At 71.3% G+C, this 18973-nt stretch carries 16 protein-coding genes; 9 read left to right on the top strand and 7 right to left on the bottom strand.

All coding sequences use genetic code 11. The features are described 5' to 3' along the window. Positions 1 to 612 precede the first annotated feature (612 nt). On the top strand, positions 613 to 3612 hold the full coding sequence (locus tag ABH920_RS35825; RefSeq protein ID WP_370353701.1) for an ABC transporter permease: 3000 nt from the start codon (positions 613 to 615) through the stop codon (positions 3610 to 3612). A gap of 142 nt (positions 3613 to 3754) precedes the next feature. Here ABH920_RS35825 and ABH920_RS35820 read toward each other — a convergent pair whose 3' ends face one another. Both ABH920_RS35820 and ABH920_RS35815 read right to left on the bottom strand, forming a co-directional pair. After that, positions 3755 to 5443 (bottom strand): AMP-binding protein, encoded by a 1689-nt coding sequence (locus tag ABH920_RS35820; RefSeq protein ID WP_370353700.1) that lies wholly within the window; start codon positions 5441 to 5443, stop codon positions 3755 to 3757. Positions 5444 to 5588: 145 nt separating this feature from the next. Continuing rightward, the gene (locus tag ABH920_RS35815) at positions 5589 to 7214 is read right to left on the bottom strand and encodes an AMP-binding protein (RefSeq protein WP_370353699.1); all 1626 of its coding nucleotides are present in this window, start codon (positions 7212 to 7214) and stop codon (positions 5589 to 5591) included. Between the two features lie 195 nt (positions 7215 to 7409). Here ABH920_RS35815 and ABH920_RS35810 point away from each other — a divergent pair, with 195 nt between their 5' ends. Genes ABH920_RS35810 through ABH920_RS35800 form a run of 3 tightly spaced genes read left to right on the top strand, consistent with a single transcriptional unit; the run spans position 7410 to position 9788 of the window. Then, positions 7410 to 8333: an esterase/lipase family protein gene (locus ABH920_RS35810; RefSeq protein ID WP_370353698.1), complete on the top strand. Its 924-nt coding sequence runs from the start codon at positions 7410 to 7412 to the stop codon at positions 8331 to 8333. Between the two features lie 26 nt (positions 8334 to 8359). Next, positions 8360 to 8944 (top strand): AAA family ATPase, encoded by a 585-nt coding sequence (locus ABH920_RS35805; protein WP_370353697.1) that lies wholly within the window; start codon positions 8360 to 8362, stop codon positions 8942 to 8944. 10 nt (positions 8945 to 8954) lie between these two features. Beyond that, positions 8955 to 9788 carry an isocitrate lyase/phosphoenolpyruvate mutase family protein gene (locus ABH920_RS35800; protein WP_370353696.1) on the top strand — a complete coding sequence of 278 codons (834 nt, stop codon included), beginning with the start codon at positions 8955 to 8957 and terminating at the stop codon, positions 9786 to 9788. A 6-nt stretch (positions 9789 to 9794) separates the two neighbouring features. Here ABH920_RS35800 and ABH920_RS35795 read toward each other — a convergent pair whose 3' ends face one another. From ABH920_RS35795 to ABH920_RS35785, 3 genes are read right to left on the bottom strand one after another with little or no spacing between them, the layout of a single operon-like run. Then, positions 9795 to 10748: a DUF2797 domain-containing protein gene (locus tag ABH920_RS35795; RefSeq protein WP_370353695.1), complete on the bottom strand. Its 954-nt coding sequence runs from the start codon at positions 10746 to 10748 to the stop codon at positions 9795 to 9797. A gap of 2 nt (positions 10749 to 10750) precedes the next feature. Then, a complete protein-coding gene (locus ABH920_RS35790; protein ID WP_370353694.1) occupies positions 10751 to 11401 on the bottom strand; it encodes a hypothetical protein in 651 nt (216 codons plus the stop codon). Between the two features lie 43 nt (positions 11402 to 11444). Further along, a complete protein-coding gene (locus tag ABH920_RS35785; RefSeq protein WP_370353693.1) occupies positions 11445 to 12125 on the bottom strand; it encodes a TetR/AcrR family transcriptional regulator in 681 nt (226 codons plus the stop codon). 138 nt (positions 12126 to 12263) lie between these two features. On the opposite strand from ABH920_RS35785, the gene ABH920_RS35780 reads away from it, so the two are divergent. From ABH920_RS35780 to ABH920_RS35770, 3 genes are all read left to right on the top strand, one after another. Then, entirely contained in the window at positions 12264 to 13799 is a 1536-nt protein-coding gene (locus ABH920_RS35780; protein ID WP_370353692.1) for an MFS transporter, read from the top strand. 113 nt (positions 13800 to 13912) lie between these two features. Beyond that, positions 13913 to 14278 (top strand): VOC family protein, encoded by a 366-nt coding sequence (locus ABH920_RS35775; RefSeq protein WP_370353691.1) that lies wholly within the window; start codon positions 13913 to 13915, stop codon positions 14276 to 14278. 9 nt (positions 14279 to 14287) lie between these two features. Next, positions 14288 to 15676 carry an FAD-binding oxidoreductase gene (locus tag ABH920_RS35770; protein WP_370353690.1) on the top strand — a complete coding sequence of 463 codons (1389 nt, stop codon included), beginning with the start codon at positions 14288 to 14290 and terminating at the stop codon, positions 15674 to 15676. Between the two features lie 101 nt (positions 15677 to 15777). Here ABH920_RS35770 and ABH920_RS35765 read toward each other — a convergent pair whose 3' ends face one another. Beyond that, on the bottom strand, positions 15778 to 16251 hold the full coding sequence (locus ABH920_RS35765) for an SCP2 sterol-binding domain-containing protein (protein WP_370353689.1): 474 nt from the start codon (positions 16249 to 16251) through the stop codon (positions 15778 to 15780). Positions 16252 to 16350: 99 nt separating this feature from the next. On the opposite strand from ABH920_RS35765, the gene ABH920_RS35760 reads away from it, so the two are divergent. Further along, the gene (locus ABH920_RS35760) at positions 16351 to 17205 is read left to right on the top strand and encodes a MaoC/PaaZ C-terminal domain-containing protein (protein WP_370353688.1); all 855 of its coding nucleotides are present in this window, start codon (positions 16351 to 16353) and stop codon (positions 17203 to 17205) included. A 56-nt stretch (positions 17206 to 17261) separates the two neighbouring features. Further along, entirely contained in the window at positions 17262 to 18101 is an 840-nt protein-coding gene (locus ABH920_RS35755; protein WP_370353687.1) for an SDR family NAD(P)-dependent oxidoreductase, read from the top strand. A 153-nt stretch (positions 18102 to 18254) separates the two neighbouring features. Here the strand turns inward: ABH920_RS35755 and ABH920_RS35750 are convergent, their stop codons facing one another. Continuing rightward, a complete protein-coding gene (locus ABH920_RS35750) occupies positions 18255 to 18806 on the bottom strand; it encodes an RICIN domain-containing protein (RefSeq protein WP_370353686.1) in 552 nt (183 codons plus the stop codon). Positions 18807 to 18973: the final 167 nt, after the last annotated feature.

Below are 18973 nucleotides of genomic sequence, written 5' to 3'. Positions count from 1 at the left end.
TTCGCCGGCCGAGCATGCTCGCCGGCGGAATTCGCGCCGCACACCTGCCTACCTGCCCCAACCACGGCCCGCCCGAGCTTCTAGCCGCCGCGCCCGCTGGCGGATTCGCGCCGCACACACCTGCCCGCCGGTCCTACCGACGCGCGCCGACCGAGCTTCGCGCGCAGCATCGCGCCGATCGAGTCGCCGACCCGCCCGCGAGCGCGGTCTGAGCGAGGCTGGCCAGCAACTCCGCCAGCAGATGTGCGCCGCGCCCGCCAGCCTCCGGCCACCACTTGCCTGCCAGTCCCGACTCCGGCTCGAGCCAGCAGACGCAGGCGGCTGCCATCCCTGCCAACTTGCCGATTTCGCGCCGCGCTCACCCGCCAGCCTTAACTTTTGCCTGCTTGCCGGACCCGGACTCAAACTCACACCCGCGATGAGCCGCCTACCACCCCACCTACCAGCGGTTTCGCAGCGCCCCAGCCGCCACAACACCCCTTCCCCGCACCCCTCACTTTCCCCAATAGTCGCGCATGAGGCCAGTTATCTCCAGGCATTCCCCGACCGCCCAAAAGATCTACGCATTCCGCACGATGCAGAGCTCGAACATACCCGGTATCCCTTGACCCCATGATCTGGAAGGTCGCCGTCCGCATCGCGCGGCGCGAAGCCCTGCGCCACAAGGGCCGCTCCGTGCTGGTCGCGGCGATGTTGGCGCTGCCGGTGGCCGGGGCGAGTGCGGCCGACACGCTCTACCACACCACCAAGCTCACCACCGTCGAGCGGGTGCAGCGGGACGTCGGGCGGGCCGATGCGCTGGTGTCGTTCGTCGCGCCCGCGCCGATCGAGCAGTTGCCGGACGGCAGTGTGCCCATCTCGCCGCAGGCCGGCGGCATGCTGGCCGGCGCTTTGCAGGGCGCGCAGATCGCCTCGCCGATCGATGCCGGGGCGCTGCCGGCGGGGTCGCGCGTCGTGCCGATGCCAGCGCCGCAGGAGATGCGCGTGAGCTCGCCGCAGGGGGCGTACTCGGTGCAGGCCGCCGAGCGTGACCTCGGGAACCCGCTGCTTGATGGGCTCTACGTCAAGAAGTCCGGTCGCGCGCCAGGCGCCAAGGGCGAGGTCACGCTCTCCACCTCCCTGCTCTCCGGCCTCGACAAGCGCGTCGGCGACCATCTCAGCGCCGAGTTCCTGAGCCCCGACGAGGTACCCGACCGCAGCGGTCGCCTGCCGGAGCACCAGCTCACCATCGTCGGCGAGTACGACGACCCCGCGCACCTGGACGCCGAGGAGATCGTCGCCTACCCCGGCACGCTGCCCAGCGGCCCGAACGACGCCGGCCCGGCCAAGTGGCTCGCGCAGGTCCCCGGCGGCCTGAGCTGGGCCCAGGTCCAGAAGCTGAACCAGACCGGCTACTCCGCCGAGTCCCTGCTGGTCGCCGAGAACCCGCCGCCGGACTCCGCCGTGCCGCTGCTCCAGCACTACCGCGCCGCCTCGGCCGGCAGCAGCCGGCTGGCGCAGGCGCTGCTCGCGGTCGGCGCCGTCGGCGTGGTCATGGCCCTGCTGGAAGTGGTGCTCCTGGCCGGCCCGGCCTTCGCCGTGGGGGCCCGCAAGCGCCGCCGCGACTTCGGGCTGATGGGCGCCGCCGGGGCCGACCAGCGCATGGTGCGCGCCATCGTGCTGGCCGACGGCCTGGTGCTCGGCGCGGTCGGCGGCATCGTCGGCGCGCTGGCCGGGATCGGGCTGGGACGCCTGGCCCTGCCCGAGGCGGTCACCCTCACGCACCGCGAGCCGGGCGCGTTCCGCATCGCGCCCGGCGACCTCGCCCTGGCCGCGCTGATCGGCGTGGTGACCGGCCTGATCGCGGCCCTGATCCCCGCCGTCATCACCGGACGCCAGCAGGTCCTCCAGGCCCTGACCGGCGGCCGACGCGGAGCCCGGGGCGTGCCGTGGAAGCTGGCGACGCTCGGCGTGGTCGTCCTGGCCGCCGGCATCGCGGCCACCGCCTACGCGGTCTTCCAGCCCGGCATCCACACCCTCCCGCTGGTCGCCGGCATCGCGGTGTCCGAACTCGGCGTCGTCGCCTGCACCCCGCTGCTGGTGGCCCTCACTGGCAAGCTCGGCCGCCTGCTCCCGCTCACCGGCCGCATGGCCCTGCGCGACAGCGCACGCAACCGGGGCCGCACCGCCCCGGCCGTCGCCGCGATCCTGGCCGCGGTGGCCGGATCCACCGCCGTGGCCACCATGCTCACCAGCACCGACGCCCGCGGCAAAGCGCAGTATCACAGTGACCTGCGTCCCGGCCAGGTGGCGCTGATGTTCGGAGCAGCCGCGCAGCGGCAACTCCAGGGCGCCGAACCGTTCGGATCAGGCCCGATTTTCCCGAACTCCGGCGACCCGAACAATCCCGGCAATCCCACCAATCCCGCCACCCCGCCGATCGACCCCGCCAAAGCCATCGCCGCGATCAGCGCCACCCTCCCGGTCCGCTCCGCGGCCGTGATCCCCACCCAGAACTACAACGGCTTCGTCCCGATCAGCATCGTCGTCAAGCGCACCCTCGCGAACGACTGCCCCTTCTTCAACAACACAGACGGCTCCCTCCCCTTCCCCTCCGGCCAGGACGCCGAGTCGATGATCCAGTCCGACCCGCGCTGCGTGGCCGCCTTCAGCGGCGGCCAGGTCGTCCCGGGCGACGCCGCCACCCTGCGCGCCCTCACCGGCACCGTCGACCCGCAGGCCGAGCAGACCCTCGCGGCCGGCGGCATGGTCGTGTTCACCCCCTACGACCTCAACGGCACGGTCTCGTCGACGGGCTCCGCCACCGGCGCGGCGACCGCCACCATCGCCCTGCAGCGCAGCTGCCCGCCGGCCGGCGCGGACCTGCCCGACCCCATCCGCCAGCAGTTCGCCCTCTTCTGCAGCGGACCGGCCCCGGCCCCGCTGACCCTGCCCGCAGCGGTCGCCAGGACCAAGGACGGCAGCGCCGTCAACGGGGTCCGGGCCCTGATCCCGCAGTCGGCGGCCGACCGCTACCACGTGAAGTACGCCCCGTCGATGATCCTGTTCGACACCACCCGCATGCCGACCAAGGCCGAGGAAGAGCGCGCCAACGCCGCGGCCGAGACTCTGGGCACCACCGCGCTGCTCAAGGTCGAGCGCGGCTACCAGGGCGGCAACGACACCACGATGCTGGCGCTGGCCGCCGTCGCGGCGTTCGTGACCCTCGGCGCGGCCGCGATCTCCACCGGCCTGGCCATCACCGACGGCCAGGCCGACCTGGAGACCCTGGCCGCGGTCGGCGCGCGCCCGCGCGTGCGCCGTACCCTCGCCGGATCGCAGGCCACGATCACCGCCGCCATGGGCGCCGTCCTGGGCTCGGCGACCGGGCTCGTCCCGGCCGTGGCGATCGTCGAGGCCCGGTCGCACAGCTTCGTCCAGTCCGCGTTCGAAGGAACGACAGGCTCACGCTTCGGCGGCTTCGGCGCCGCGCCGAGCGTCCACGCGCAGAGCTACCTCGCGATCCCGTGGTGGTTCCTCATCGGCACGATCGTGATCGTTCCGATGCTCGCCGGGATCGGAGCGGCCCTGGTGACACGCTCGAAGGTAGAGATTCGGCGACGACGGGGATAGCCGGGCCCCGGCGCGGGCAATTGGAGAGCGGCCGGATGGCGCGCGCCTGGCGGGCGCGCCATCCGGCTCGGGCACTAAGGGGAATCAGGGGTGCGCGAGGGGTGACCGGAGGGGAAGATCGGAACCGCCGATCGGCGGTCCGTCAGGCCCCCGCCAACGACGGCGGCAGATCCCGCACCACCACCTTGCCGGTGGCGTTGCGCGGCAGCGCGTCGACGAACACGACGTCGCGCGGCACCGCGTTTCCCGGCAGGTAGCGCGCCACGACCCCGCGCACCTGCGGCGCCGTCATCTCGGCGCCGGGCCGGACCACGACGTACGCGGCGAAGCGCTGCCCCTGGTCGGCGTCGGGCACCCCGACCACCGCGGCCTCCCGGATGTCCTGCACCGAGGCGAGCAGGTCCTCGACCTCGCGCGGGAACAGCTGCTCCCCCGCGCACACGATCATGTCCGCGTCCCGGCCGTGGACGAACAGCCGGCCGGAGGAGTCCAGATGGCCCCGGTCGTTGGTCGCCATGTACCCGGCGCGGTGCTCCTTGGTGCCGCCGCTGGTGTAGCCCTCGAACAGCAGCGTGTTCCAGACGAAGATCCGGCCGGTGACGCCGCGCGGCACCACCTCGCCGCGGTCGTCGAGCACCTTCAGCCGGGAGTCCAGCGGCGGACGCCCGGCGGTGTTCGGCGCGATGCGCAGGTCGGCGGGTTCGGCGATGGCGGCCCAGGAGACCTCGGTGGAGCCGTAGAAGTTGTAGAGGACGTCGCCGAAGACGTCCATGAACGAGGTGACCACCGGCGTCGGTATCGCCGAGCCCGACGTCGCCACGATCCGCAGCGACGAGGTGTCGTACGAGTCCCGCAGCTCCGGCGGCAGCTCCATGATCCGCTGCAGGACCACCGGCACGCCGAACACCACCGCGCACCGCCGCTCCTCGATCGCCTGCAGCGTCGCCTTGGGCTCGAAGCGACGCTGCAACACCAGCGTGTCGCGCAGCGCCATCCCGATCTGCAGCGCGGCCAGGCCCCACATGTGGAACAGCGGCGTGGCCACGAGCACTGATTCGCAGGAGCGCAGCGGGATCCGCGAGATCAGCCCGGCCGCGGCGGACAGCCCCGGCGGGTTCGCGCGCTGCGCGCCCTTCGGCGCGCCGGTGGTGCCGGAGGTCAGGACGATGATCCGGCCCGGTCGCTGGGGCGGGCGGCGCTTGGCGTCCGAGGCGGTGTCGATGACGTCGTCGACGGTGGCGGTGGCGGCCATCCGGTGCGCGGGCGGGCCGAACGGCCGTCCGGTGCCCGGGCCGGTGGCGTCCGGCCAGGCCACCAGGAACGGCACGCCGAGCCGGGCCGAGGCGACGTGGTCGGCGAACTCGGCGTCGGCGATCACCACGGCCGGCTCGTGCGCGCGCAGCACCTCGGCGGTGGCCCGCACGGACAGGCCGGTGTTGACCAGGACCACGTCCGCGCCGAGTTCGGCGGCGGCCAGCACCGCCTCGACGAACCAGGCGTGGTTCCGGCACAGCACGGCCACCCGGCTGCCCGGGGCGGCGCCGAGCCGCTCCAGGCCGTTGGCCAGCCGGACGGCACGCCGGTGCACCTCGCGGAAGGTCACCGAGCGCCGCTCGTCGATCACCGCGATCCGGTGCGGTGAGCGGGCCGCGGCGGCCCGGTAGCCGCCGGCGACGGTGGCGCCCCAGCGGGCCAGGCTCAGCAGTTGGCGGACGGTGCGGTCCGGACGCGCGGGGCGCAGGACCCCGGAACGCGTCAGGATGCGCGACACCCGAAGGCCGGTGCCTTTGGGGCCGGCGATCTCGCTGGGCTCGGCGCGGCTGGCGGACATGGCGGTGCCCTCCTGTCGGGGTGACGGATGGCTGTGCGTTTGTGGGGTTCGCAGTTTTCCGGTTCCGTTCCGGTAGCGGCCGTGGACAAGATCGGCAGCCGTTATCCCGAAGCCCGCGCTTCATTCACGGTCGGAGGATCACGATTCAGTCGGCCAGCAGCCGGTTCACGACCTTGCCGGTGGCGTTGCGCGGCAGTTCGTCCACGAAGTGCACTTCGCGCGGCACCGAGAAGCGCGCCAGGCCGGCCTTCACCAATGCCTTGACCTCGTCCTCGGTCATCGAGGCGCCGGGCAGGAGCGCGATGTAGGCGGCGAAGCGCTGGCCCCACTCGGCGTCCGGCACCCCGACCACGGCGCACTCGCGCACCCCGGGCTGGGCCGCGATCAGCTCCTCGACCTCGCGCGGGAAGACGTTCTCGCCGCCGGAGACGATCATGTCGTCGTCGCGGCCGGAGACGAACAGCAGGCCGTGGGCGTCGACGTAGCCGCGGTCGCCGGTGGCCATGTAGCCGTCGGCGGTCTCCTTGTTGGCGCCGTTGGTGTAGCCCTCGAAGAGCATGTCGTTCCACACGAAGATGCGGCCCACGGTGCCGGTCGGGACGGGCTTGCCGGTGGCCACGTCGCGGATCACGATCTTGGAGCCCAGCGGCGGCCGGCCGGCCGTGGTCGGGGCCTGGCGCAGGTCCTTGGGGTCGGCGATGGAGGCCCAGGAGACCTCGGTGGAGCCGTAGAAGTTGTAGAGCACTGGCCCGAAGGTGTCCAGGAACTTCGTCACCGCCGCGGCCGGGATCGCCGAGCCGGACAGCGCCACGATGCGCAGCGAGGAGGTGTCGTACTTCTTGATCACGTCCTCGCCGAGGTCCAGCATCCGCTGCACCATCACCGGCACCGCGAACATCGCCGTGGGGCGCTTGGTCTGGATCGCCTTGAGCGTGGCCTCCGGATCGAAGCGGCGCTGCATGATCAGCGTGGCCCGCAGCGGCATGCTGATCTGGAGCGCGGCCAGGCCCCAGGAGTGGAACATCGGCGCCGGCACCAGGATCCGCTCGCCGGCGTGCAGCGGGATCCGGCTCAGGATCGAGGCCGCCGCGCCGATGCCCGGCGGGTTGGGGCGGCGCGCGCCTTTGGGGGCGCCGGTGGTGCCCGAGGTGAGGACGATGATCCGGCCGGGCCGGGCCGGCGGCTTGCGGTGCGTGGCCGGCGCGCCGTCGATGATCTGGTCCAGGGTCAGCGCGACCGCCGCGCCCTCCTCGGGCCAGGCGTTGATCCGCAGCACGTCGGGCGGGCAGGCGGTGAGCACGCCGTCGAACTCCGAGTCCGCGATCACCGCCTTGGGCTGCTGCTCGGTGACGACCTGGGTCATCTGGCCGGCGGACAGGCCGGTGTTCAGCAGGACCGCGTCCACGCCGAGCTCGGCGCAAGCGATGAAGCAGATCACCATGCCGGCGTGGTTGCGGCACAGCAGCGCGACCTTGTCCCCGGGGCCGACGCCGCGCTCCTGCAGGCCGTTGGCCAGGCGGGTGGCGCGGGTGGTGAGCTGCTTGTAGGTGAGCACGACGCGCTCGTCGACGACCGCCTCGGCGTTCGGGGTGCGCGCGGCGGCGGCCCGGAAGCCGCCGGCGATCGTCGCGCCCCAGGAGGCCAGCGCGCGCAGCTGCCCGACGCTGCGGTGCGGGGGTCCGGGACGGATCACGCCGGCCCGTACCAGGGTCGCGGCCACCGCCAGGTGGGAGCCGCCGCCGTCGATGGTCGCGCCTGCCGGGCCGGGCATGGTCGGTACCTGCTTTCGTCGCGATAACCGGGAGGGAACGGCCGGCGAAGAACTGCCGCTCGCTGAAAGTTACCCTCCGGTAAATTGGAGCCCGCGTCAATACCCGACCCGCCCGCCGGCACCCCCGGGGCCAGACGGGTGAATGTCATGGTGTTGAGAATGTACGGAAGCGCGGGACGGGCCTAGAAAGGACACATGCGACCGGTTTTCCCCCGTCCTCGAACCCTGCGACGCCCGCTGCGGCGGCGCGCGGCCCGGCTGCTCGCCGCCGCCCTGCTCACCGGCCCGGCAGCGTTCGCCGCGGCCCCCGCGCACGCGGCCGAGGCGCCAGCCTTCTCCTCCGGTGTCAACGACTTCTCCTGCCGGCCGAGCGCCGAGCATCCTCGGCCCCTGGTGCTGCTGCACGGGACCTTTCTGAACCCGACCGAACAGTGGCTGCTCGGCGGGCCCTACTTCGCGCATCTCGGATACTGCGTGTTCGAGCTCGACTACGGCCAGTACGAAGGGATTCCCCTGGTCCACGGGATCGCGCCGATCGAGCAGTCCGGGCTCCAGCTGGCGGCCTACGTCGACCGGGTGCTCGCGGCGACCGGCGCGAGCCAGGTCGACATCCTCGGCCACTCGCAGGGCGGCGGAGCGCTGCCGCGGTACTACCTGAAGTTCCTCGGCGGCGCGCCGAAGGTGCACACGCTGGTCGGGATCGCGCCGACGAACCACGGCGGGACCGCCTCGGGCTTGTTCACCGTCGCCCAGCAGATCCCGGGCGCGACGCGGGTGATCGGGACGGCGTGCCCGGCGTGCGTGGAGCAGTTCGTGGGGTCGGCGTTCAACCGGCGGCTCGACGCCGGCGGGGACACCGTGCCCGGGGTGCGGTACACGACGATCGTGTCGCGGTTCGACGAGCTGGTGACGCCGTACACGAACCAGTTCCTGGCCGGCCCGGACGTGCACAACGTGCTGGTGCAGGACCTGTGCCCGCTGGACGTGTCGGACCACGTGCTGATCGGGACGGTGGACGGCGTGGCGTTCCACGAGGCGGCGAACGCGCTGGACCCGGCGCACGCGACGCCGACGACGTGCGCGGATCTGGTGACCGGGGTGGTGCGGTCACTGATCTAGGTGGTCAGTGCATCTAGGCTCGGCGTGTGGCTGATCCAGTGGCTGATGTGTGGGTAGTCGCCGGAGCACCCGGGGTCGGGAAGTCGACGGTGGCCGCGCTGCTGGCCGAGCGCCTGGCCCCGGTCCCGGCCATCCTGGACAAGGACACCATGTACCGGGGCTTCGCCTCGGAAGTGCTCGCGGCGGCCGGGCGTCCCTTCGGCGAGCGCGAGGGCGCCTGGTACGACGAGCACGTCAAAACGCACGAATACGGCGGGATGACCGCGACCGCACGGGAGATCCGCTCCCACGGCTGCCCGGTGCTGCTGGTGGCGCCGTTCACCTCGCAGATCCGCGATCCGGCACGCCGGGAGCGCTGGTGCGCCGAACTCGGCGGCGGCACCGTACGCCTGGTGTGGGTGCGCTGCGACGTGGCGGTGCTGCGGTCGCGGATCGTGGCGCGCGGCCGGGACGAGGACGCCGCGAAGCTGGCGGCGTTCGAGGCCTGGGCCGCCGCCATCCGCCCCGACACTCCCCCGCCGGTTCCGCACCACGAGATCGACAACTCGCCGGACCGGCACGCGTCACTGGCCGCGCAGATTTCGGCGCTCGCCGAAGGATCCGCCGCGTAGGGTTCGCGGTATGAGCCTGCTGACCCCCGAAGACCAGTACCGCCGCGCCGAGACCTTCGCCGCACTGCACGCCGGGCCCGACGTGTTCGTGATCGCCAACGCCTGGGACGCCGGCACTGCGCGGATCTTCACCGCGCTCGGCTTCAAGGCCCTGGCCACCACCAGCGCCGGCATCGCACACACGCTGGCCCGGCCGGACGGCGGCATCACGCGCGAGGAGAACCTGGCCAACGCCGGCACCCTGGTCGCCGCCACGCACCTGCCGGTCGCGGCGGACCTGGAGGACGGCTACGGGACCACGCCCGACGACGTCGCCGAGACCATCCGCCGCTCCGCCGAGGCGGGCCTGGTCGGCGGCTCGGTCGAGGACGCGGTCGGCGACGGGATCATCCCGCTGGAAGCGGCCGTGGAACGCCTGACGGCGGCGATCGAGGCGGCCCGGGCGCTCCCGTTCCCCTACACGGTCACGGCGCGCGCCGAGAACTTCCTTTACGGCAACACGGATCTGAAGGACACCATCGCGCGCCTCCAGGCCTTCGAGGCCGCCGGCGCCGACGTGCTGTTCGCCCCGGGCCTCACCACCGAGGAGCAGATCCGCGCGGTGACCTCTGAGGTCGGCAAGCCGGTCAACGTCATCGCCGGCGGCGCCCGCCTGAACGCGACCGTCGATCAGCTCGGCGAGTGGGGCGTGCGCCGGATCAGCCTCGGGTCGAACCTGTCGCGCGCCGCGATGTCCGCCGCGATCGGCGCGGCGAGGGAGATCGCGGAGCGCGGGACGTTCGAGTTCGGGCGGGGTGGGGTGCTGCCGCACGCGGACATCGAGGGGTACTTCGCCGCCGAATAGCGGTCCCTAGAAGAGCGTCGGCGTGTCGTACAGCAACGGCCGCCGACGCACCGCCGTCCGCACGCCGGCGACGCCGATCCCGTCGGTGTCGTCCGCGACCGGGACGGTGTGCCGGCCGGCCAGCAGCCGCGTGTCCAGCAGCAGCGGCGTGCCGCCGTCCACGGCCAGGAACAGGTGCTTGCCGATCACCGCACGCACCTCGCCGGCCAGGCTGCCGCTGTCGTCCAGCGCCTCGACCTCGCGGTAGGTCGCCGGGGCGCCGTCGCCGAGCCCGAAGAACGTCGTGTTGTCGACCAGCGGACCGTCGGGGAAGGCGTCGAGGGTGTGGTCGGCAAGCATTCGCAGGGCTTTGGTACGCCCCTCGGTGAGCGCCGAGCGCAGCCCCTCGGTCTCCGGCAGGCCCCACCACGCCTCGACCTTCGCGCGCGAGCGGTAGCGCTCCTTGGCCAGGCCCGAGGCCGACACCGTGAGTTCGGCGCGCCGCGCGGCCGGGAGGGTTCCGGTGGCGATCACCGTGTAGCCGATGGCGCCCTGCTCCAACAGCCGGGCCACGCCGCGCTGCACGCCGGTGATGCCGATCTTCAGCATGCCGGGCGCGAACCACGCCAGGTAGAGCTGGTAGGAGCGGCCGTCGTCGGTGATCCGGTCGCGTGCGACGGCCAGGCCGTGGTCGCGGTTCTGGCACGCCGGGCACTGCGCGAGGGTGGCCGCGCCGTCGATCTCGGCGTCCTCGGCGCACGGGGTGCGTCCGGTGCCGGGCGCGGTCCAGCCGATGCAGCGGCGGCGGCCGGACCAGGACAGCGCCAGCCGCGTGCCGGGGCTCAGGGCTTTGAGACGCAGATCGCCGCCCTCGACGGATGTCAGGGCGGGCTTCTCCTCGAACCAGCTCAGGCCAGTACACAGGCGGTCAGGTGACGGCGAAGGTGCGGGGACTGAGACAGGGTTCGGATTCGGTTGCACGTCTACCATTGTGTACGAGGCGCGGTGTAGTACGGCCACTCGTATTGCTGCCACGGCATCCCCGGCAGCTTGTCGCGGGAGGTCAGCCAGAGCAACGTGGGCCAGGGCTCTGCGATTTCCGGGACGTCACGGAACAGCCGGAACAGCACCCGCTCCACGAGGCCGCGATCCGGCTCGAACAGGACCTGCATCGCCCGCGTGATCTCGTAGCCGTACGTGAGCACGTGCAGGCAGCCCGCCGCCGCGAACCCCTCCACATCGGCGTTGCCGAAGGAGTGGTAGCCGCGGGTGTCAGGGCTGGAATTGCGCAGCAGCAGCGCCAGCATCGTGGTCAGCGCGTCGAACGCCTCCAGCGTGCCGTCGACGCCGCGATCGCCGACGCGCGGCGCCAGCTTGAGATCGATCGGCGCCAGGTCGGTCTGCGGCGGCGTCGCGTCCCGGACCCGGCCGCGCGCCGCCAAATGCACGACGAGCGGGAAGAGGAGGTCGAGGAGGTCGTTCAGGCGGGCACCGGCGTACGTGACCTGTCCCCGCGTCGGGCGCCGCCACTGTTCCTCGGACGCCCCGGACACCGCCTGCGTCAGGGTCAGCACCGCCAGCTCGAAGTCGTCGGCCGTGACCGGGCCCTGGGCGCCTGCCACATAATTCGCCATGGTCAAGGACCTTAGACGACGGGTCCGACAAGCGACGCCGGGGCTACTGCCCCGCGCCGTCCGCGCAGGCCGCGCCGTGCTTGATATCGGCGATACCGGCGATACCGGCGATGTCCGCAGCGCCCGCGCCGTCCGCGACCGGCTCCCGAGGCACCCGCATCCCCTCCAGCAGCACATCGGCCATCAGCTCGGCGTTCCCGCCGGCCACGATCGCCTGCCCCATCCCGCACATCAGGGCGTCGAAGTCCTCCAGCGCCAGGTCGCCGCGCACCACGCCGGCCTCCTGCGCCCGCTTCACCATCGCCAGCTTCCGCTCGTGCAGGTCCTGCCGGTAGTACACGCACTCGTCGAGCTGGTTGTCGGCCAGCACCTGCATCTGGAACGACTCGCGCAGCCCGATGTCCTCGGCCATCACCGCCGCCATGTCCCGGATGAAGCGGCGCAGGGCGCCGGCCGGGTCGCAGTCCTGCATGGTCTGCTCGGCGCGGCCGATCGTGCTCTCCACCCGGCACTGGACCAGCTCGACGGTCAGCGCCTCCTTGGTCGGGAAGTGCCGGTAGACGGTGCCGACCCCCAGGCCCGCGCGCTGTGCCACCTCGTCCATCTGCAGCGACATGCCGTCGACGCGGAACAGGTCGTCGGCGGCGGCGACGATCGCTTCCCGGTTGCGGCGGGCGTCGGCGCGCAGCGGTCGGCTCGTGGGCGGCTTCTGGGACAGGACCATGGTTGAACGGTACACCGATTCCCAGATAACCGGAAGATGACCTCCGGTTCCACTTGACAACCGGAGGGACGGTTCCGCTACTGTCTCACTCGTTAACCGGAACCGTATTTCACCTTCCGCTTTTAGGGGATGCCTCCAATGTCAGCTGCTGCACCCACCGCAGCCGCGGCCCCGCCGCACGGCGGCCGTGCGATCAACCGCGGGGCGGCCCTGGCGCTGCTCGCGGTCACCCAGTTCGTCCTGATCCTGGACGCCGGCATCGTCGGCGTCGCCCTGCCGTCCCTGGTCAAGGGCCTGGGCTTCCAGCAGGCCGACCTGTCCTGGGTCACCAACGCCTACACCCTGATGTTCGGCGGCTTCCTGCTCCTGGGCGGGCGGCTGGCCGACTTCCTGGGCCGCCGCCGGATGTTCATGGGCGGCCTGATCCTGTTCTCCGTCGCCTCGCTGGCCGGCTCGCTGTCCCCGGACCCCGGCTTCCTGATCGGCGCCCGCGCCGTCCAGGGCTTCGCCGCCGCCGTGGTCTCCCCGGCCGCCCTGTCCCTGCTGCTGATCTCCTTCCCGGACGCCACCGACGAGGAGAAGGCCGAGCGCAACAAGGCCCTCGGCGTCTGGGGCGCGGTGGCCGGGGCCGGCGGTGCCGTCGGCCTGATCCTGGGCGGCATGCTGACCGACTGGTTCGGCTGGCAGGCCTGCTTCTGGGTGAACGTGCCGATCGGCGTCGCCGCGGCGCTGCTCGCGCCGCGCATCCTGCCGGTGGGCGCGCCCAGCGGCGAGCGCAACGGCTTCGACCTGGCCGGCGCCTTCACCGTCACCGCGGGTCTGGCCGGCATCGTGTTCGTGCTGGTCAACGCACAGAAGGTGGGCTGGACCTCGCCGGAGACGCTGGGCTTGGGCGCGGTCGGCGTGCTGCTGCTGGTGGCCTTCGTGGTGATCGAGTCGCGGACCAAGCAGCCGCTGGTGCCGTTGTCGATCTTCAGGCGGCCGGTGCTGCGCGGGGCGAACGTCGCCTCGATGCTGCAGGTCATGGGCCTGATGCCGGCGTTCTTCTTCATGACCCTGTACACCCAGCAGGTCCTGGGCTACTCGCCGCTGAAGTCGGGCCTGTCCCTGGTGCCGATCGCGGTGTCGATCATGATCGCCGCCACCGCCGCCGGGCAGCTGGTGGCCCGGCTCGGGATCAAGGCCACCACCATCGCCGGCATGGTCGTGATGGCCGCCGGGCTGCTGTGGGTCAGCGGGATGCCGGCGAACGGCAGCTACGTCACCGACCTGCTGCTGCCGCAGATCGTCATCGGCCTGGGCGGCGGCATGGCCTGGGTGGCGCTGACCGTGGCCGGCACCGCCGGCGCCTCGGAGGCGGAGTCCGGCCTGGCCTCGGGCCTGCTGAACACCGCGCAGCAGATCGGCGGCGCCCTGGGCCTGGCGGTCCTGGCCGCGGTGGCCTCGGCCCGCACCACGCACCTGTTCGGCACCGGTGACAACCCAGCGCAGGCACTGTCCGGCGGCTTCGGCACGGCGCTGCTGGTCGGCGCGGGGCTGGGCGTGCTGGCCGCGATCGCGACGGTGTTCCTGCTCCCGGGCAAGAACGCGATGCCGGTGGTCGACGAGCACGCGATCGAGCTCGCCGAGGAGACCGACCACGTCGCGATCCTGCCGGTGCACGCGGACGCGTGAGGCCGCGGTAGCGGACCACACAGTGCGGGGCCCGGCATCAGAGACGATCTGATGCCGGGCCCCGCGCCGTTCCAGGACGGGCACCGGGGGCCCGCGGCGAGTACGGTCACATCATGTTCGAGAACACGAAAGCCTTCAGCGGCTTCTCCGTGAACGACATCCCCGCCGCCAAGAAGTTCTACGGCGAGACGCTCGGCGTCCCCGTCACCGAGGCCCACGGCATGCTCCGCCTGCACGTCGGCGGCGACACCGAGATCCTGGTCTACCCCAAGGGCACGGACCACGTCCCGGCCACCTTCACCATCCTGAACTTCCCCGTCGACGACATCGAGGCCGCGGTGAAGAGCCTCGGCGACCGCGGCGTGCGCTTCGAGATGCTGCCGGGCGTCGACGAGGACGGCATCAGCCGGCGCGGCGGTCCGCAGATCGCGTGGTTCAAGGACCCCGCGGGGAACTGGCTGGCAGTGCTCCAAGAGTAAGGACACAAGATGTCCGATCACATCAGCAGCGTGATCCAGGGATTCTCAGGGCGGGTCGTCACCGCCGACGACCCCGATTACGACACGGTTCGCGCGGTCTGGAACGGTGCGATCGACCACCGGCCCGCGCTGGTGGCCCGGTGTGAGAGCGCGGAGGACGTCGCCGCGGCGCTGACGGCGGCGCGCGCCCGCGGTCTGGACGTGTCAGTACGCGGAGGCGGCCACAACTTCGCGGGCAACGCGGTCTGGCCGGACTCGCTCACCGTCGATCTGAGCGGGATGCGGGCGGTGCGGGTCGACCCGGTCACACGAACGGCGTACTGCCAGGGCGGCGCGCTGCTGGCCGACCTGGACGCCGCCACGCAGGAGCACGGCCTCGCGGTGCCGGCCGGGACGGTCAGCCACACCGGCGTCGGCGGGCTGACGCTCGGCGGGGGCTTCGGCTGGCTGACTCCGGGCCACGGCCTGTCGATGGACAATCTCGTGTCGGCGCAGGTGGTGCTGGCCGACGGCCGGGTCGTCGAGGCGTCCCTGGAGTCGCGCCCGGAGTTGTTCTGGGCGCTCCGGGGCGCCGGGAGCAACTTCGGTGTCGTCACCGAATTCCGGTTCGCGCTGCATCCGGTCGGGCCGATGGTGCAGATGGGGCTGTTGTTCTGGCCCGCAGAGCAGGGCGTCCAGGCGCTTCGGACGATACGGGAGGCGGTCGCGAAGCTGCCGAGGGACATGGGCGCTCTGCTCGCCGTCGGACTGAACGCCCCGCCCGCGCCATTCGTCCCGCAGGAGCACCACCTGGCGCCCGGACACGCGGTGATCATCGCGGGCTTCGGGACGGCCGAGGATCACGCCGACGTCGTCGACGCCCTGCGCAGGGAGCTGCCGCCGCTGTTCGACGTCGTCACGCCGATGCCCTACACGGCGTTGCAGTCCATGCTCGACGACGCCGCGCCTCCCGGGATCCTGGCCTACGAGCGGGCACTGTATCTGGACGAGCTCACCGATGACGTCGTCGAGGTCCTGGCCGAGTTCTCCGGGAAGAAGAGCTCTCCCCTGTCCTTCGCCCCGGTCTTCACGATGGACGGCGCCTACACCGACGTCGCCGACGACGCGACCGCGTTCGGCGGGCTCCGGCGTCCCGGCTTCATGGTGAACTTCGCCTGCGTCGCCCCGACCCCGGAGCTGCTGGCGGCAGACACCGCGTGGGTCAAGGAGTTCTGGGCGGCGCTGCTGCCGTTCGCCCGCGACACCGGGAGCTACGTGAACTTCATGGTGGAGCCCGACCAGGAGCGGATCGTGGCCGCCTACGGGGCGGACAAGTACCGGCGGCTGGCGAAGATCAAGGCCGAGTACGACCCGGAGAACGTGTTCCGGCACAACGCCAACATCAAGCCGGCGGTGTAGCCGGCTGACGCGCGCCGTCTCTGTCTGCTCGACGGCGCGCGGACGGCGCGCGGACGGCCCCCCGAGGCCCTCCGCGCGCCGTCGCGCTTATCAATGATCGACTACTTGCCGCCCGGAATCGCGAACCACCCCGCCACGGACGCGGCGAACATCATGTCGCCGCCGACCTTCAGCTTGCCCTTCAGGAACAGCTCGACGCCGCCGGCACCACCGGTGACCAGGCGCAGGAACGGCACGCCGTCGGCGGTGATGGTGGCCCGCGGGTGCTCGGTGAGCTCCTTGGACGTGGTGCAGACGCCGTCCTTGATGGAGGCCTGGTAGGTGTCCTTGGCGCCGTCCGGGCCGCCGGTGATGACGAAGTGCACCGCGACGGTCTGGCCCTTGGCCTTGTCGGCGCGGAAGTGGTCGCCCATCCGGCGGAAGATCTCGTCGAGCACCTGGCCGCGCAGGGCGGGGTCGGCCAGCACCTCGCGCAGCTCGGCGTCGGAGAGCTGGCCGACCATGCCGGCCAGCTGGTTCGGGTCGGCGCCGGCGAACTCGACGGGCAGGCCGGCGGTCCCGGAGGTGTCGGTCATGGTGAAGGTTCCCCTCTGGATCGTTACATCATTCTACGGTACGTTCAGTTGCGTCACAGTGTTCTCCGGCAACGCGGCGACCGCAAGGGGGCAACGGCAATGAGCTTCAACCTGGAGGCGCTCGGCGTCTGGACCGAGCAGAAGCACTTCACGGTCGAGCGGGAACGGATCGCCGCCTACGCCGCGGCGACCAACGACCCGATCGCCGAACACCGCGCGGGCGACCTGGCCCCGCCGGTCTTCGCGGTGGTCCCGGCCTTCGACTCCAGCGCCGAGGCGGTACTGGCGGTGGCCCCGCCGGAACTGCTGATGATGCTGGTCCACGGCGAGCAGGACTTCTTCTACTACCGCCCGATCACCCCGGGCCTGGAGCTGGTGACGCGCTCGGCACCGCTGGGCGTGCGCCAGACCTCGGCCGGCGTGGTGGTCGCGGTGAAGTCCGAGACCCGCACCGCCGACGGCGACCTGGTCAACGAGCAGTGGATGTCCACGTTCTTCCGCGGCGCCCAGGACGAGCAGAGCGCCGGCGAGCAGGCCCCGCCGCACGCCCTGGACGAGGCGCTGCGCGCCGAAGCCCCGGTCGGCGAGGCGAAGCAGCACGTGGACGAGGACCAGACGGTCCGCTACGCCGAGCCGTCCGGCGACCACAACCCGATCCACCTGGACCCGGACTTCGCCCGGGCGGTCGGCCTGCCCGGCATCATCAACCACGGGCTGTGCACGATGGCGTTCGCCTCGCATGCCGTAATCGGCGTCGCCGAGGCCGACCCTCGCAACCTGGAGCGGCTGGCCGTACGCTTCGCCAGGCCGGTGCTGCCCGGGCAGGACATCAGCACCCGGGTGTGGGCGACGGCGGGATCGCGGGGCGGGTCGCAGGGCTTTGCCTTCGAGACGTCCTCCGACGCCGACCAGGTCGTGATCAAGGACGGCCTGGCGCTCTTCCGCAAGCCCTGACCGGCACCGAGCTTTCTCAGCACACAACCATCACGTCATCTACCAAGGAGCAGTACATGGGAGTCCTGGACGGCAAGGTCGCGATCGTCACCGGATCGGCGCGCGGCATCGGCCGCGCCACCGCCGACCTGCTGGCCGCCCAGGGCGCCAGCGTCCTGATCAACGACCTCGACGGCGACATCGCCGCCGAGACCGCGGCCGAGATCGCCAAGGCCCACGGCACCGACACCGCGGTGTTCGCCGGCGACCTGACCGCCGAAGGCGTCCCGGAAGCCCTGGTGGCGAAGGCCGCGGACACCTTCGGCAAGATCGACATCCTGGTCAACAACGCGGGCTACACCCTCGACAAGCCGATCCACACCATGAGCGACGACTGGTTCCAGCGCATGCTGGACATCCACACCGTCGTCCCCTTCCGCACGATCCGAGCAGCCGCCCCCTACTTCCGCGACCCGGCGAAAAAGGAACGCGAGCAGGGCATCGAGGTCTTCCGCAAGATCGTGAACGTCTCCTCGGTCAGCGGCACCATGGGCAACGCCGGCCAGGCGAACTACTCGGCGGCGAAGTCGGCCGTAGTGGGCCTGACCAAGACCCTGGCCAAGGAATGGGGCCAGTTCAAGGTCAACGTGAACGCGGTGGCCTTCGGCCACATCGAGACCCGCCTCACCGCCGCCAAGACCGACGACAACACCATGGAGATCGGCGGCGAGACGGTCCAGCTGGGGATTCCCGAGGCGATGGTCGGCGCCACCAGCTTCCTGATCCCGCTGGGCCGGCCGGGAACGCCGGAGGAGGCCGCCGGCGGGGTGTTCTACCTGTGCTCGCCGTGGTCGAACTACGTTTCGGGGCAGGTGCTGAACGTCACCGGCGGGCAGTGGATCGGGATGATGTCCTAGTTCTTCGTTCGTCAGCTCGACACAGGGCCTCCTTCGCACTCCGGTCTCGACAACCAGGAGCTGCGCGGGAGGCCCTGCTTCTATGCACTGGATACAGCCGATCACTCAAAAACCGTAATCAGTCACACCGACCGTCCGGAAAGACGACGGGCTCTAAGTCTGGTGCCACTGCTGGTCATTGTTGCCGTTGCAGTCCCACTGGATCGCCGGCGTGCCTTCGGCAGGATTGTCGCCTTCTATTCCGAGGCACTTTTGGAAGTTGGTGTTGTAGTTTTGAATATTGCCGCCATTCGGAAAGTGAATCCATCGCCAATTCTGGTCGGGGCCGTTCCAACAGTCCCACTGGATGATGGCCGCGCCGTTCGCGGTGCTCTCGTTGAGGACCCCAAGGCACTTGTTGGAGTTCTGGTTGACGTACTCGCAACCACCACTGTTTGGTTGGCAGTACATCTGCCAGGCTTGGTCGGGTTGGCCGTCGCATGGCCACTGGACCGCCGCCGCGCCATTGGCCTTGCTCTCGTTGAGGATTCCGAGGCACTCGTTCCAGGCGTTCCTGATCTCATACCCGTAAGGGTTACCGTCGAACGCGGCCTGGTGAGAGCTGGACTTGATCGTTGCGGAGGCCTGGGATGTCGTCAAAATCCCGATGCCGAGGGCGAACAGCACTGCCGCGAGGGCGGCCACCAGCCGGTTTGTCTTCTTCAAGGAAAGCCTCTTCATGGTCGTTGCGAAGCGCCGTCAGGTTTGTTCTCGCGCTTAGCCACCGACGAGCCTAGCCAGACTCAATGGCACTCCAGAGAAAATGCGGCTTGCCGTTGAGCCTTTACGAGCGGATCGGCCTGGTAGGTCAACGGTCCGTACCGACCGCGGCG

The sequence above is a fragment of the Catenulispora sp. EB89 genome (genome assembly GCF_041261445.1).
Taxonomy (GTDB): domain Bacteria; phylum Actinomycetota; class Actinomycetes; order Streptomycetales; family Catenulisporaceae; genus Catenulispora.
Note: the sequence above shows the minus strand (reverse complement) of the source record. Positions and strands in the feature narration are given on the sequence as shown.

Coding starts and splice junctions, on each gene's coding strand:
- ABH920_RS35825 (WP_370353701.1), top strand. CDS start 613: ATGATCTGGAAGGTCGCCGTCCGCATCGCGCGGCGCGAAGCCCTGCGC.
- ABH920_RS35820 (WP_370353700.1), bottom strand. CDS start 5,443: ATGTCCGCCAGCCGCGCCGAGCCCAGCGAGATCGCCGGCCCCAAAGGC.
- ABH920_RS35815 (WP_370353699.1), bottom strand. CDS start 7,214: ATGCCCGGCCCGGCAGGCGCGACCATCGACGGCGGCGGCTCCCACCTG.
- ABH920_RS35810 (WP_370353698.1), top strand. CDS start 7,410: ATGCGACCGGTTTTCCCCCGTCCTCGAACCCTGCGACGCCCGCTGCGG.
- ABH920_RS35800 (WP_370353696.1), top strand. CDS start 8,955: ATGAGCCTGCTGACCCCCGAAGACCAGTACCGCCGCGCCGAGACCTTC.
- ABH920_RS35790 (WP_370353694.1), bottom strand. CDS start 11,401: ATGGCGAATTATGTGGCAGGCGCCCAGGGCCCGGTCACGGCCGACGAC.
- ABH920_RS35785 (WP_370353693.1), bottom strand. CDS start 12,125: ATGGTCCTGTCCCAGAAGCCGCCCACGAGCCGACCGCTGCGCGCCGAC.
- ABH920_RS35780 (WP_370353692.1), top strand. CDS start 12,264: ATGTCAGCTGCTGCACCCACCGCAGCCGCGGCCCCGCCGCACGGCGGC.
- ABH920_RS35775 (WP_370353691.1), top strand. CDS start 13,913: ATGTTCGAGAACACGAAAGCCTTCAGCGGCTTCTCCGTGAACGACATC.
- ABH920_RS35770 (WP_370353690.1), top strand. CDS start 14,288: ATGTCCGATCACATCAGCAGCGTGATCCAGGGATTCTCAGGGCGGGTC.
- ABH920_RS35765 (WP_370353689.1), bottom strand. CDS start 16,251: ATGACCGACACCTCCGGGACCGCCGGCCTGCCCGTCGAGTTCGCCGGC.
- ABH920_RS35760 (WP_370353688.1), top strand. CDS start 16,351: ATGAGCTTCAACCTGGAGGCGCTCGGCGTCTGGACCGAGCAGAAGCAC.
- ABH920_RS35755 (WP_370353687.1), top strand. CDS start 17,262: ATGGGAGTCCTGGACGGCAAGGTCGCGATCGTCACCGGATCGGCGCGC.